This is a genomic window from Lysinibacillus sphaericus (assembly GCF_006864135.1).
Taxonomy (GTDB): domain Bacteria; phylum Bacillota; class Bacilli; order Bacillales_A; family Planococcaceae; genus Lysinibacillus.
The window spans coordinates 63,235-75,234 of record NZ_SADV01000013.1 but is presented as its reverse complement, the minus strand read 5'-3'; the positions used below and the strand labels follow the sequence as shown (position 1 = coordinate 75,234).

The following is a 12,000-nucleotide window of genomic DNA, read 5'->3' as shown; positions in this document are numbered from 1 at the left end:
AGGGCACGAGCACTAAAACCAGCGGCGCTATCGATGAAAAACTATAGCGGATTTTTACTATATTATTTTTTAAATCTTACGACCATTCATCAGCAAAATAAGAACGACGAAAAACATTACCCATGAAAGAGTAGAACTTGTGCTTTTATCAAAAAGCGCTTGTATTTTTCTTAACGGCTTATTCATAAAGCGTTTGAACAGTATGTGTAAGCCGAGTAATAGGTAGGCTTGCGTGATCATTATTAGGTTATATCCGGCTATGATGGGCAACCATTCGTAAAAGGCTAAATGATTGCTCGTTAAAATACCTATTGCTGCGAAATAGGGTAAAGCTGTTGCCACTTCTAAAAGAGAAGTCGTAAATCCTAAAGCAATCATTGCTCCTATACTAAACGATTTCGGCTTAAGAGATCCCGATGTTTTTTTCTTTGGTACTAACAAACTTCCGACAAATAATATCGCCCTCACAATTGTCATTACTAATCTAGCAGAGTGATTATTTAATGCATTTGCAATTGGATCAAAAATAACATCTAAGCCAAGCATCAAAAAAATGCCGTCTTTATTTCCTGCATATTTCTAAAAAAGGAATCATCACCTTTGTATTCTTCCTCTACTTTTTCCATCATTCGTTTAATAATGCGTTGCACTGAATTTGATCTGCATTATAATTTCTTCTCAATTCCTTCAACTTTATCTTCTTTTAGCGGGTGTTTAGACACTGCCAAAAAGTAGCTTAAATAAAATACATTTGATGTAATCACTATCTTGGAATATCCATAACTTAGGAATATAATGGAGCTATGAAACAGAATTTGTCAAATAACTCGGAAAATATGAAAATATAAGTAGGAGGATGTGGAAAAATTGGCTACAGAAAATTCCGATCGCTTTCTTACAGCGTTTAATCGGATAGATCATAGGTTAAGAGATATTGTTGGCGCAAAGGATTTTATGCCCTTTTATCGTCTTATCGATCAAGCGAAGAAGAAGGAAGTACTAGTTCGTAAATACGAAGACGATTTACGCTCGTATGCAGATCTACGAAATGCAATTGTTCATCATCGCACATCATTAGAGTATGTCATCGCTGAACCACATATAGATGTTGTGGAAAGAATTGAATATATAGATGCAACACTTGCTAAGCCAACACTTGTTGGCCAAATGTTTCATAAAAAGGTATTAGTTTTTCAGGAAAGAGATTCATTAAAACATGTCTTAAAAGTTATACATCATCGTAAATTTACACAGTTTCCCGTATATCATAAAGATCAATTTAAAGGGCTTGTGACGACAGTAGGAATTACAAATTGGCTAGCTACGATGATGGGAGGCGATCAAATACCTAAGAAGATTCCGTCTTTACATGATATTTTGATGCATGAAAAAAATAGGGTGAATTATAAATTTGTGAGTAGATACATAACCATTTACGAGGCCGAAGATATTTTTAAACAAGGTGTGGAACGGGGACGTCGCTTTGAAGCTTTATTAATAACGGAGCATGGCAAACCACATCAAAAATTAATCGGCATTGTTACACCATTAGATATCGTAAAAATAGATTAAGCAAGACGAGACAAGCTGTTAAGAGCTTGATCGTCTTGCTTTATCCTTCATGCTTATATAGAGGGAGCCGTTTGTTTGAACCTGAGCAAAATAAACATCCTCAACGGCTTGGACATTTTGCTTTTTCAGCTTTTTCATAAGCCAATCTTCAGTCAATTCAAGTTCAACTAAATTTTCATAAATAACCTGACCGTCAGAAAGCACTTCTGTTGGTATATAGGTTGGTGGCGTAACATCAGCTTTAACATCTTGCTTTGTAGCCGGTTGCTCAGCGGGTCTTGGTAACACACTTAATTTACCCGTCGTTTCAAGTAATGCATATTGCACATCTTGTATAGAGAATATGGCTTGTTCCCGTAGCATCATCGCTAACTCATCCATATGCAGACGATTTTTTCTTAAGGCAGACTCTAAAATAATGCCGTTTTGAATTAGGATTGTTGGCTTGTCATCAACAATTACACGAGCTTTTTTAGATTTAATGGTAATGATGGTCATTAAATACGTTAAAACGCTCCACCAAATGAGGGCAATGAGTCCATCTAAAAAGGGTGTCTCAGCCTGTGCTGCTATTTCTGATGCAATGGAACCGAATGTGATACCTGTTGTATAGTGGAAGAATGTAAGCTGTCCAAGCTGTTTTTTTCCTAGTAGTCGGGTTACGATGAGTAACGCAAAGAAGGAAAGTGTGGACCTAAGTATCATTTCCCAAAAATCAGCTTTAAAAAATTCGTCTATATTCATACATAAATCAACTCCCTTAAAACTGCTATTTCAATGAATAGCTTGTGCAAAAAGGTTAATAGTATGCGACGATCTCTTATAAATGGAGATTGAATAAAATTGGAAAGTAGTGGCGACATGAATAAGAAAATAGAAAATTTAAATAATCCAGTCTATCCAATTATGATTGCAATAGCTGTTGCCCATCTTATCAATGATACGATGCAAGCAGTTATTCCGGCGATGTTCCCGATATTGAAGAGTGATTTAGGGCTAACTTTCACACAAATAGGTCTTATTTCGTTCGCATTAAATATGTTTGCTTCTGCTTTACAGCCAATTGTTGGTTTTGCTAGCGATAAAAAGCCGATGCCTTACGCACTACCGATTGGTATGGCAAGCTCATTCATAGGCATTGCTATTATAGCGTTCACATCACAATATTGGATAATTATTATTGCAGTATTATTTTTAGGGTTTGGCTCAGCTATTTTCCATCCTGAGGGTTCCCGTGTTTCATTTATGGCGGCAGGCTCAAAAAGAGGACTTGCTCAATCGATTTATCAAGTTGGAGGTAACTCTGGGCAAGCACTCGCACCACTAATTAGTGCTTATATTTTTGCTATTTTTGGACAACGTGGTGCCGCAATTGTCTTAGTAGTGGCAGCAATTGGTATTCTACTATTAAGTAAAATTGCAAAGTGGTATAAAAAGCAGTTGGAGCAAGAACGTATGGCAAAGAAAAAACGAGTATTAGTTTCTAACTTACCCCCATTAACAAAGAAACAAGTAGGCATTGCATTGACGTTACTATTTACGATTATTTTTGCGAGATCATTTTATACAACTAATATTACAAGTTTTTATGTGTTTTATTTAATGGATCATTATGATGTTAGTCTTCGTCTTGGACAAATATTAATTTTCACCTTTATGGCCTTTGGCGTCGTTGGCACATTTTTCGGAGGTTCATTATCAGATCGAATTGGTAGAAAAAATGTTATTTTACTGTCCGTTGTTGTGCCGATGCCATTTTGTTTGGCATTACCTTATGTACCGTTATGGGCAGCAATGATATTTTTAGTGATTATCGGTACACTCATTATGATTAGCTTCTCAGTAACAGTTGTCTACGCACAGGAGCTTGTTCCAACAAAAATTGGTACAATGGCTGGTTTAACAACTGGGTTTGCTTTCGGAATGGGCGCAATTGGTGCGATGGTAATTGGTGTATTAATGGATCACAGGGGTATTGATTTTACGATGATGGTTGTATCTTTGCTCCCTTTATTATTACTAGTAGCATTTTTCTTACCTAAGGATAAACCAGCTTCGGCGGCGTAAAATAAACGCGTTCTCAAGTTTGAGAAACGCGTTTTTATTATTGGCGTAATGGAGATAAAAATTCAGCTGGAAGTTTTTCTATATCTAGTACATAGCCCTCTGATATGTGAACTTCATGCATTTTATCGTTGTAAGTGAATTTAAAAATACCATTATCAAAGTCAGTGCCAATCTCTTTGAAAAATATACCTTCAATTGATACATATTTAGGACATGTAAATGCTACTTTAAAATCTTCGTGTTCTTGGATTAAATAAGCACGTACACCTTTTTCGTATGTATCGTTCGCATCGTCGTCAGTTGGACGTTGGACAGCTACAATGTGAAAATCAACGAAAGGAACCTCTTTTAGTAAGACGTTTAAAAAGGAACCCTTTGTAATCTCTTCCCAGCGACTTTGTGCACTTTGGCCTACGATGATTTGGGAAATTCCGTAATTTTTTGCCACTTCTGCAATAACCTTTTGGATGGGGCGCTTCTCATTATCTTGTAATATGAACTTTTCTATTTCAAGCTCATCAGATAACTTTTTCCATTGCTCAATGTAGCTAGATTTCTCTGCATCAAATGCATCAAGGGGTTGCGAATCGACCGAAAGAATATAGAGCGGACAATCTAACATTGTAGCCATTTTATGACCACGTCGTATTAATCGCTCACCGTTAAGCCCATAGTAGACACAAACTAATATACTTTCGTCTAAACGCCCTTTTACATGCTTCATAAAAATTAACACCTCTTATCTTGTCGTTATTTTGTCATTTCTACAGTCGATTTTGAAAAAATAGCCTAAAACAGCAAAAATCGATACTGATACAGTGCATTATGCTCATTTATATTGTATACTAAAAAACGTATAAAAGTTAATGATAATATATTGGGAAAACCTTGAGGAAACAGGGTTATCTCTATATTTTACAGTTATTTGAATTATGCATTCCGTGCATTTGAGCCAATTGCTTCTATATGCCACACTATTATGCAGTTAGTTAATTAGTTAGTCAAGTGACTTGGTACACCATAGTGACATGGGTAGTGTGTACATATTATCTCAAAAAGTCATGCCATTTTCTAAGGCAATACGCTATTGGTATTTAGGCTTCTCAGTAGATAAAGTTCATAGCCTGAAAGATTCCCCTTGTTTTATGCAGTGTAATCACCAGAAGCTTCTCCCTGCATAAAATATGTGCTATGTTGAATGAGCTAGATCTTTACCATTTGTTTACCGATTCAAGGAGTACACACTTTATTACATGAATCAAATTTCAAGAGAATTTCTAATATGTTAGTTAGCTTTATTCATTTTTAGTGAGTTTTTTTAAGGATCTCCAGCAATTGTTATAAATTTTTGTGCGTGAAGCAAAGTATAAAACAGTAGTAACTTCAGTAGATTTGGGAATACTTTATTATCGGTTATTTTCTCATATACAAAGTTTTTCGCACCATATCATACAGTTGCTGAACGAAATTGTTAGTAGGAGGTTTTCACTTGGTTACAGTTCTCTTTGCGATTCTTTTACCAATTGTCTGTGCTGCACTTATTCCACTACTTTATAGGCGACTAAGGCGTGTTGCACATCTAGGCTGGTTTGTGTTATCCGTTCCATTCATCTTGTTTCTTTTACTCGCGCGCTACATTCCTCAAATTGCCGAGGGTAAAACGTTTATGCATACATATGAGTGGATTCCCTCTTTTAATATAAATTTCACAACTTATCTCGACGGACTCAGTATGATTTTTGGTTTACTGATTACGGGCGTAGGTAGTTTAGTCATTTTATATTCTATTTTTTATTTATCAACGAAAGAATCTCTTCACCATTTTTACTGCTATTTATTACTATTCATGGGCGCTATGCTTGGCGTCGTCTTTTCAGATAATTTAATGGTCTTATACACATTTTGGGAGTTAACAAGTGTGTCATCTTTCCTGTTAATTGCATTTTGGCATCATCGAAAAGCATCTCGTGCTGGTGCAAGGAAAGCTATGACAATTACCGTTTTTGGTGGCCTTTCAATGTTAGCAGGCTTTTTGATGCTCTATGTAGCTTCGGGTACATTTAGTATTCGCGAAATCGTAGCCAATGTAGGCGTTATACGAGATCATACATTGTTTATCCCAGCGTTAATCCTTATTCTAATCGGTGCATTTACAAAATCCGCACAGTTTCCTTTCCATATTTGGTTACCAGATGCGATGGAGGCGCCAACACCAGTTAGTGCTTATTTACACTCGGCAACGATGGTAAAAGCCGGTATATATTTAGTTGCACGTTTTTCGCCAGTATTTGGAGGAGAGGCTGTTTGGTTCTGGCTAGTAAGTGTGATTGGCCTTCTAACGTTGTTCTGGGGTTCATTTAATGCTGTGCGTCAGACCGATTTAAAAGCGTTACTGGCCTTTTCAACGATTAGTCAACTTGGATTGATTATGAGCTTATTTGGGCTAGGATCGGTAGGTCATTATTACGGTTATGCTACAGATACTATTCTTTATACGCAGGCAAGCTTTGCAGCGTTGTTCCATCTTATTAATCACTCCACGTTTAAAGGTGCACTATTCATGATGGTTGGTATTGTCGATCATGAAGCAGGCACACGCGATATTCGCCGTCTCGGAGGGCTAATGGCCATAATGCCGATAACTTTCACAATTGCAGTCATTGGTGGATTTTCTATGGCAGGCTTACCTCCATTTAATGGCTTCTTAAGTAAAGAAATGTTTTTCGCAGCGGTACTAGCGATTCGCAACGTAGAGGCATTTTCAATTGCTGATTTGGGACTACTCTTTCCAATAGTGGCATGGGTGGCAAGTATCTTTACATTTGTTTACTGTATGATTTTGATCTGTCGAACATTTTTCGGAAAACTACGGCTAGATAAGTTGGATAAAAAACCGCATGAAGCTCCGTTAGGTATGCTATTTTCGCCAATCATTCTGTGCCTTTTTGTAGTTGGGATTTTCTTTTTCCCAAACGTGCTAGGGCATTATATTTTAGAGCCTGCTATGGCGAGTATTTATCCAACATTCCCATCAACTAGTGAATTAACACCACATATTCATGCTTGGCATGGCATAAATGCAGAATTGTTAATGACTCTCGGTGTAATTATTATTGGGGTCATCTTATTTAAAACGTTAAAAACCTGGAAGCCTTTGTATCGGATATTCCCGCAAAGATATACGTTTAATACGTATTACAATCGTATGATTGAGTTTAGTGAAAATAGTTGTGCGAAGCTTACTAATCGTTATATGACAGGCAATTTAACGCATTATTTTATCTACATCTATGTATTTTTTGTTGCGCTAATTGCAGGATATTTTATTTGGTCTGATGCTAGTGCATTTAATTTTGCGAAGGATTCCACAATTGAGTCTTATGAGCTCATTTTAGTATTTGTGATGATGTTCGCCGCAGTATGGATAATTTTCGCTAAGGGACGTGTAACAGCCATGTTATTAAATGGCGTACTCGGCTATTCAATTGCATTTTTCTTTGTTATTTTCCGTGCCCCTGATTTAGCATTAACCCAATTAGTCGTTGAATCTGTAACAACTGCATTATTCCTTCTATGCTTTAAATATTTACCCGATTTAATGCCTGAAGCTTCTAAGAAAAAAAAGCAATGGTCTAAGGCGATTTTATCCATTTTCGTTGGCGCCACAGTTACATTAATCGGCTTAGCGGTTGTCCATTTTGATCGCTTTAAGCCAGTGGCTACTTACTTCAACGATTCCTACGAACTAGCGGGTGGTTCAAATATTGTCAACACAATATTAGGCGATTTCCGTGCATTTGATACGATGCTAGAAGTGGTCGTTCTTCTGATTGCAGGCTTAGGAGTGTATACATTAACGAAGCTAAAGCCACGAAAGGAGGAAACGGATCATGAAAATCAATGACGTCATTTTACGTACTATTACAAAGACGGTCGTCTTCATTATTTTAACCCTTGGTATTTATCTATTCTTTGCAGGGCATCATGCTCCTGGTGGAGGTTTTATAGGTGGTCTCGTACTAGCTTCTGGCATTGTTCTGTTGTATTTAGCATATGACATTGAAACGGTGCATAAAGGAATGCCATTGGATTTTAAAAAAGTTGCGGCGCTTGGCGTATTACTTGCGACAGGCACAGCAATCGGCTCATTATTTTTCGATGTCCCGTTTTTAACGCAGACACATAGTTATATAAATGTCCCGATATTTGGGAAAATGGGCTTTTCGACTGTAACAATTTTCGAGGCTGGCGTGGCTTTAACGGTAGTAGGTGTTGTAGTCACAATTATTTTAAGTATAAGTGAGGATGAGTAGCCAATGGAGTCTTTAATACTAGTGTTAGTTGGTGTATTAGTAGCTGTTGCGACGTACTTAATCCTCTCGAAACAGTTATTACGTGTGATTTTAGGAACTGCAGTCTTATCGCATGCGGCACATTTACTGATATTAACGATGGGTGGACTGAAAAAGGGGGATGTCCCACTCTTAGAAGAATCAGAAGGTCCTTATACAGATGCTTTGCCGCAAGCATTAATTTTAACTGCAATCGTCATTAGCTTTGCAGTAACGGCGTTCGTACTCGTTCTTGGTTACCGAGCGTATAAAACAAACGATTCGGCGAATTTTGATGAATTGAGAGGTACGCCGGATGAGTAATATGATTGTCTTACCATTAATTGTGCCGGTTATTACGGCGATTTTACTTGTGTTTTTACGTAAAAATGTTTTTTTGCAGCGCATAATTAGTTTATTGACATTAAGCTTTGTTGTTCTTATTAGTGTCATTTTATTGCTAGAGATTCAAGAACAAGGTGTGATGCGTATTGATTTTAGTGGCTGGGCACCACCATTCGGCATTTTATTTGTTGCAGATTCATTCGCAATGCTTCTTGTATTAGTAGCGAATATTGTCGCAGCCATTTGTTTGTTGTATGCCATCTTTTCAATCGGTAAGAGCTTTGAAAAGATGTATTTTTACCCCTTTGTCCTACTTATGGTAGCGGGAGTTAACGGTTCGTTTCTAACAGGGGATATTTTTAACTTGTTTGTGTGCTTTGAGGTTATGTTACTTGCTTCTTATGCACTTATTAGTTTAGGTGGCGATAAAGTTCAACTGCGCGAGGCGTTAAAATATGTCCTGATTAATATTGTTGCATCTTGGATTTTCCTAGTGGCATTAGCTTTTTTATATGGAACAGTTGGAACGTTGAATATGGCACATATTTCTGTCCGCGTTATGGAGGCAGGAGCTAACCCACTAATAACGACAGTGGCTCTTATTTTCTTAATTGTTTTTAGCTTGAAAGCTGGCCTACTATTATTTTTCTGGCTTCCGGGCTCATACAGTGTACCTCCAACAGCTATAGCTGCACTTTTTGCAGCATTATTAACGAAGGTTGGAATTTATGCACTCGTCCGTACCTTTACATTACTTTTCCCAACGAATACTGAAGTGACTCATATGGTGCTAGGGATTATGGCGGGAGTTACGATTATTGCTGGATGTATGGGAGCATTAGCAGGGCGAGATGTAAGAACAATTGCCTCTTATAATGTCCTAATTGGTGTGGGCTTTATAGTAGCTGGTCTGGCGATCGGTACGGAGTCAGCTTTACAAGGTGTAACCTATTATTTGATGCATGATATGGTAGCTAAGGCCATGCTGTTTTTAGCAGTTGGAATGATGATATACGTTACTGGCGAAACGGTTATTGATAAAATGAGTGGGCTCATTCGAAATTACCCTCTTTTTGGTTGGCTATTCTTTATTGTCATGTGTTCCCTTGCTGGAATACCACCATTAAGTGGCTTTTTAGGGAAGGTTTTAATTGGACAAGGAGCTATTGAGGGCGGAAATTTTGTTCTACTAGGATTAGGATTTTTATCTAGTTTAATTGTTTTGTATTCACTATTACGAATATTCCTCTCCTCATTCTTTGGAGAAACCATTATTAGTCTAGAGGATGAAAAGCCGTTACCAAAGCGCATGGTCTTGCCACTAACATTATTGGCAGCTTGTACAATTGGCTTAGGAATTGGAGCTGAATGGATGGCTCCGTATGTAACAGATGCAGCAAAAACGCTCTACACACCATCCATCTATATTGATGCAGTCCTGGATGGTACGACATGGCAAGGTGAGGTGAATAAATAATGGCGATGCAGTTTATCTTAAATTTATTTATCGCAACACTTTGGCTCTTGTTACAGGATGAAGTTATACCGCAGTTTTCGACATTTTTAATGGGGTTTATCGTCGGAATAGGAATTTTATATGCTATGCATCGCTTTTACGGCACGCAATTTTATTTACGACGTGTATTTTCAATTATTAAATTATTATGGCTCTTTAATTGGGAGCTACTATTATCGAGTTATAGTGTAATAAGACAAATTACTACGCCGAAGCTCAATATTACGCCTGGTATATTTACGTATAAAACAGTGCTTAAAGGAGATTGGGAAATAACAGCACTTGCGTTGTTGCTCACTCTTACTCCGGGCTCAGTAGTGATGGAAGTTTGTGAAGAGGGAGATATGTTTTATATTCATGCAATGGATATTGAACAATCAAAAGAAGCTGTCATTCGTTCTATAGGGAAATTTGAACAAGCAATCATGGAGGTGACACGTTAATGACTGAAAAAATTTTGCTATTGGCTCTTGCGCTATTCAGTGTATCGATTGCGTTGTCGCTGTTTCGTGTGATTCGAGGTCCTTCGTTGCCCGACCGTGCCATAGCACTTGATACAATAGGTGTTAATTTACTTTCAGCAATCGCTATCGTCTCAATTATATTGAAAACAAAGGCGTATTTAGAAGCTATTTTAATATTGGGTATTTTAGCTTTTATAGGTACGATTGCGTTTACGAAATATATTGAAAGAGGTGTGATTGTTGAACGTAAATCAAATGATTGAATGGGCGGCAGTTACCCTTATATTGATTGGCTCCATTGTAAGTGTTATTAGTGCATTAGGGATGATTCGTTTGCCGGACGTTTACACACGCTCACATGCTGCAACGAAAAGTTCAACATTGTCGGTCTTAACATGTCTACTAGGTGCATTTATTTACTTTTGGGTGCATGATGGATATGTGAGTGTACGTTTAATTTTAGGAATTATCTTCGTCTTCGTAACAGCTCCTGTAGCAGGGCATTTAATATGTCGTGCAGCGTATCGTTCTCGTGTACCTTTAGCAGAAGGGTCTGGGGAGGATGAGTTGAAGGAAAAGCTATTTCCAGATGAAAAGTAAAATAAGTGGCGGACCTCCATTTTTGGGGGTCTTTTGTTGAATATAACTGCTGCAATGAGCTTTTTTTCTTATAGAGAAATCTGAGTAAATTGACTTATCTGAAAATTATGTATATAATGTTTTATTGGGATATTTTCAGATTAGCTTGATTATTACTTCAAAAAAGTATATCTTATTAGCAGATAGATATTTATTCTCTATAGTGAATAAATATCCATTCGTCATTTTCAAGAACACGAGTTTCATAAACAATAAAATATAAAAAAAGGGGATCATGAATATGAAAAACAAAATTTTCATGCTAATGCTTGTTCTAGTAATTGGTGTATTAGCAGCATGTGGCGCAAAAGATGATAAGGTAAGCGATAAAAAATCAAATGCAAGCGAAGACACAGAAGAAAAGCAAGTATTAAAAGTAGGTACTTCATCTGATTATGCACCATTTGAGTATGTTGACGCTGCAAAAGGTGAAGACATTATTGGTTTTGATATTGATTTAATTAAATTAGTTGGTGACAAGATTGGTGCAGAAATGCAAGTTCAAGATATTGACTTCAATAGTCTAGTACCAGCTCTACAAGCAGGTAAAGTGGATGTTGTTATTTCTGGTATGTCTCCTGATAAAGAACGTGAAAAAGTTGTAGATTTCTCTGAGAAATACAATCAAACAGAGCAAGTGTTTATCGTGAAAAAGGATAGTGGAATTAAAAAAGAAGTTGATTTAGCTGGTAAAAAAATCGGTGTTCAAAACGCTTCTATCCAAGAAAAATTAGGCAACAAAATTGCTAAAGAAGTAGATGCAACAGTTGAAGGACGTACACGAATTCCTGAAATTATTCAAGACATGATGTCTAAACGTTTAGATGCTGGGATTGTAGAAAGTGGTGTTGCAAAAGGTTATCTTGATACGAATGATAAACTTGAGGCGTTCCTTGTTAAAGAGCAACCTGAAGACTTCAAAGCAATCGCTGTTCAAAAAGGTAGCGATCTTAAAGATAAAATTAACAAAGCATTAAAAGAATTAGCTGCTGAAGGCAAAATTAAAGAGCTAGAAGAAAAATGGTTAAAAGTTAAATAAGCAAGTTGAACTGCGATAGCTCTATTT

General features: G+C 37.0%; 13 protein-coding genes. 10 read left to right on the top strand and 3 right to left on the bottom strand.

Annotated features, from left to right (window positions below):
* Positions 1–69 precede the first annotated feature (69 nt).
* Positions 70–546, bottom strand: coding sequence for a GAP family protein (locus C7Y47_RS15670; RefSeq protein ID WP_142509651.1), 477 nt, complete (start codon positions 544–546; stop codon positions 70–72).
* A 321-nt stretch (positions 547–867) separates the two neighbouring features.
* Here C7Y47_RS15670 and C7Y47_RS15665 point away from each other — a divergent pair, with 321 nt between their 5' ends.
* A complete protein-coding gene (locus C7Y47_RS15665) occupies positions 868–1,572 on the top strand; it encodes a CBS domain-containing protein (protein ID WP_142509625.1) in 705 nt (234 codons plus the stop codon).
* An 18-nt stretch (positions 1,573–1,590) separates the two neighbouring features.
* On the opposite strand, the gene C7Y47_RS15660 is transcribed toward C7Y47_RS15665, so the two are convergent.
* A complete protein-coding gene (locus tag C7Y47_RS15660) occupies positions 1,591–2,316 on the bottom strand; it encodes a DUF421 domain-containing protein (protein WP_436970112.1) in 726 nt (241 codons plus the stop codon).
* A 117-nt stretch (positions 2,317–2,433) separates the two neighbouring features.
* Between C7Y47_RS15660 and C7Y47_RS15655 the strand changes: the two genes are divergently transcribed.
* Positions 2,434–3,639, top strand: coding sequence for an MFS transporter (locus tag C7Y47_RS15655; RefSeq protein WP_142509624.1), 1,206 nt, complete (start codon positions 2,434–2,436; stop codon positions 3,637–3,639).
* A 37-nt stretch (positions 3,640–3,676) separates the two neighbouring features.
* Here C7Y47_RS15655 and C7Y47_RS15650 read toward each other — a convergent pair whose 3' ends face one another.
* Positions 3,677–4,363, bottom strand: coding sequence for a histidine kinase (locus C7Y47_RS15650; RefSeq protein WP_142509623.1), 687 nt, complete (start codon positions 4,361–4,363; stop codon positions 3,677–3,679).
* A 765-nt stretch (positions 4,364–5,128) separates the two neighbouring features.
* On the opposite strand from C7Y47_RS15650, the gene C7Y47_RS15645 reads away from it, so the two are divergent.
* From C7Y47_RS15645 to C7Y47_RS15610, 8 genes are all read left to right on the top strand, one after another.
* Positions 5,129–7,543: a Na+/H+ antiporter subunit A gene (locus C7Y47_RS15645; protein WP_142509622.1), complete on the top strand. Its 2,415-nt coding sequence runs from the start codon at positions 5,129–5,131 to the stop codon at positions 7,541–7,543.
* Entirely contained in the window at positions 7,530–7,952 is a 423-nt protein-coding gene (locus C7Y47_RS15640; protein ID WP_132363603.1) for a Na(+)/H(+) antiporter subunit B, read from the top strand. The genes C7Y47_RS15645 and C7Y47_RS15640 overlap by 14 nt, the downstream gene beginning before the upstream one ends.
* 3 nt (positions 7,953–7,955) lie before the next feature.
* Positions 7,956–8,294, top strand: a complete 339-nt coding sequence (locus C7Y47_RS15635) for a Na(+)/H(+) antiporter subunit C (RefSeq protein WP_132363601.1) — start codon at positions 7,956–7,958, stop codon at positions 8,292–8,294.
* A complete protein-coding gene (locus tag C7Y47_RS15630) occupies positions 8,287–9,792 on the top strand; it encodes a Na+/H+ antiporter subunit D (protein ID WP_142509621.1) in 1,506 nt (501 codons plus the stop codon). The genes C7Y47_RS15635 and C7Y47_RS15630 overlap by 8 nt, the downstream gene beginning before the upstream one ends.
* Entirely contained in the window at positions 9,792–10,274 is a 483-nt protein-coding gene (locus C7Y47_RS15625; RefSeq protein WP_142509620.1) for a Na+/H+ antiporter subunit E, read from the top strand. Before C7Y47_RS15630 ends, C7Y47_RS15625 begins: the two co-directional genes overlap by 1 nt.
* The gene (locus C7Y47_RS15620) at positions 10,274–10,558 is read left to right on the top strand and encodes a Na(+)/H(+) antiporter subunit F1 (RefSeq protein WP_049663615.1); all 285 of its coding nucleotides are present in this window, start codon (positions 10,274–10,276) and stop codon (positions 10,556–10,558) included. The genes C7Y47_RS15625 and C7Y47_RS15620 overlap by 1 nt, the downstream gene beginning before the upstream one ends.
* Positions 10,536–10,895, top strand: coding sequence for a Na+/H+ antiporter subunit G (locus C7Y47_RS15615; RefSeq protein ID WP_142509619.1), 360 nt, complete (start codon positions 10,536–10,538; stop codon positions 10,893–10,895). The genes C7Y47_RS15620 and C7Y47_RS15615 overlap by 23 nt, the downstream gene beginning before the upstream one ends.
* Before the next feature lie 280 nt (positions 10,896–11,175).
* Positions 11,176–11,973 (top strand): transporter substrate-binding domain-containing protein, encoded by a 798-nt coding sequence (locus tag C7Y47_RS15610; RefSeq protein WP_142509618.1) that lies wholly within the window; start codon positions 11,176–11,178, stop codon positions 11,971–11,973.
* Positions 11,974–12,000 lie beyond the last annotated feature (27 nt).

Bases quoted from the DNA above. Each gene is read 5' to 3' on its own strand.
- C7Y47_RS15670 (WP_142509651.1), bottom strand. From the start codon at position 546: ATGCTTGGCTTAGATGTTATTTTTGATCCAATTGCAAATGCATTAAAT.
- C7Y47_RS15660 (WP_436970112.1), bottom strand. From the start codon at position 2,316: ATGAATATAGACGAATTTTTTAAAGCTGATTTTTGGGAAATGATACTT.
- C7Y47_RS15655 (WP_142509624.1), top strand. From the start codon at position 2,434: ATGAATAAGAAAATAGAAAATTTAAATAATCCAGTCTATCCAATTATG.
- C7Y47_RS15650 (WP_142509623.1), bottom strand. From the start codon at position 4,363: ATGAAGCATGTAAAAGGGCGTTTAGACGAAAGTATATTAGTTTGTGTC.
- C7Y47_RS15640 (WP_132363603.1), top strand. From the start codon at position 7,530: ATGAAAATCAATGACGTCATTTTACGTACTATTACAAAGACGGTCGTC.
- C7Y47_RS15635 (WP_132363601.1), top strand. From the start codon at position 7,956: ATGGAGTCTTTAATACTAGTGTTAGTTGGTGTATTAGTAGCTGTTGCG.
- C7Y47_RS15630 (WP_142509621.1), top strand. From the start codon at position 8,287: ATGAGTAATATGATTGTCTTACCATTAATTGTGCCGGTTATTACGGCG.
- C7Y47_RS15625 (WP_142509620.1), top strand. From the start codon at position 9,792: ATGGCGATGCAGTTTATCTTAAATTTATTTATCGCAACACTTTGGCTC.
- C7Y47_RS15620 (WP_049663615.1), top strand. From the start codon at position 10,274: ATGACTGAAAAAATTTTGCTATTGGCTCTTGCGCTATTCAGTGTATCG.
- C7Y47_RS15610 (WP_142509618.1), top strand. From the start codon at position 11,176: ATGAAAAACAAAATTTTCATGCTAATGCTTGTTCTAGTAATTGGTGTA.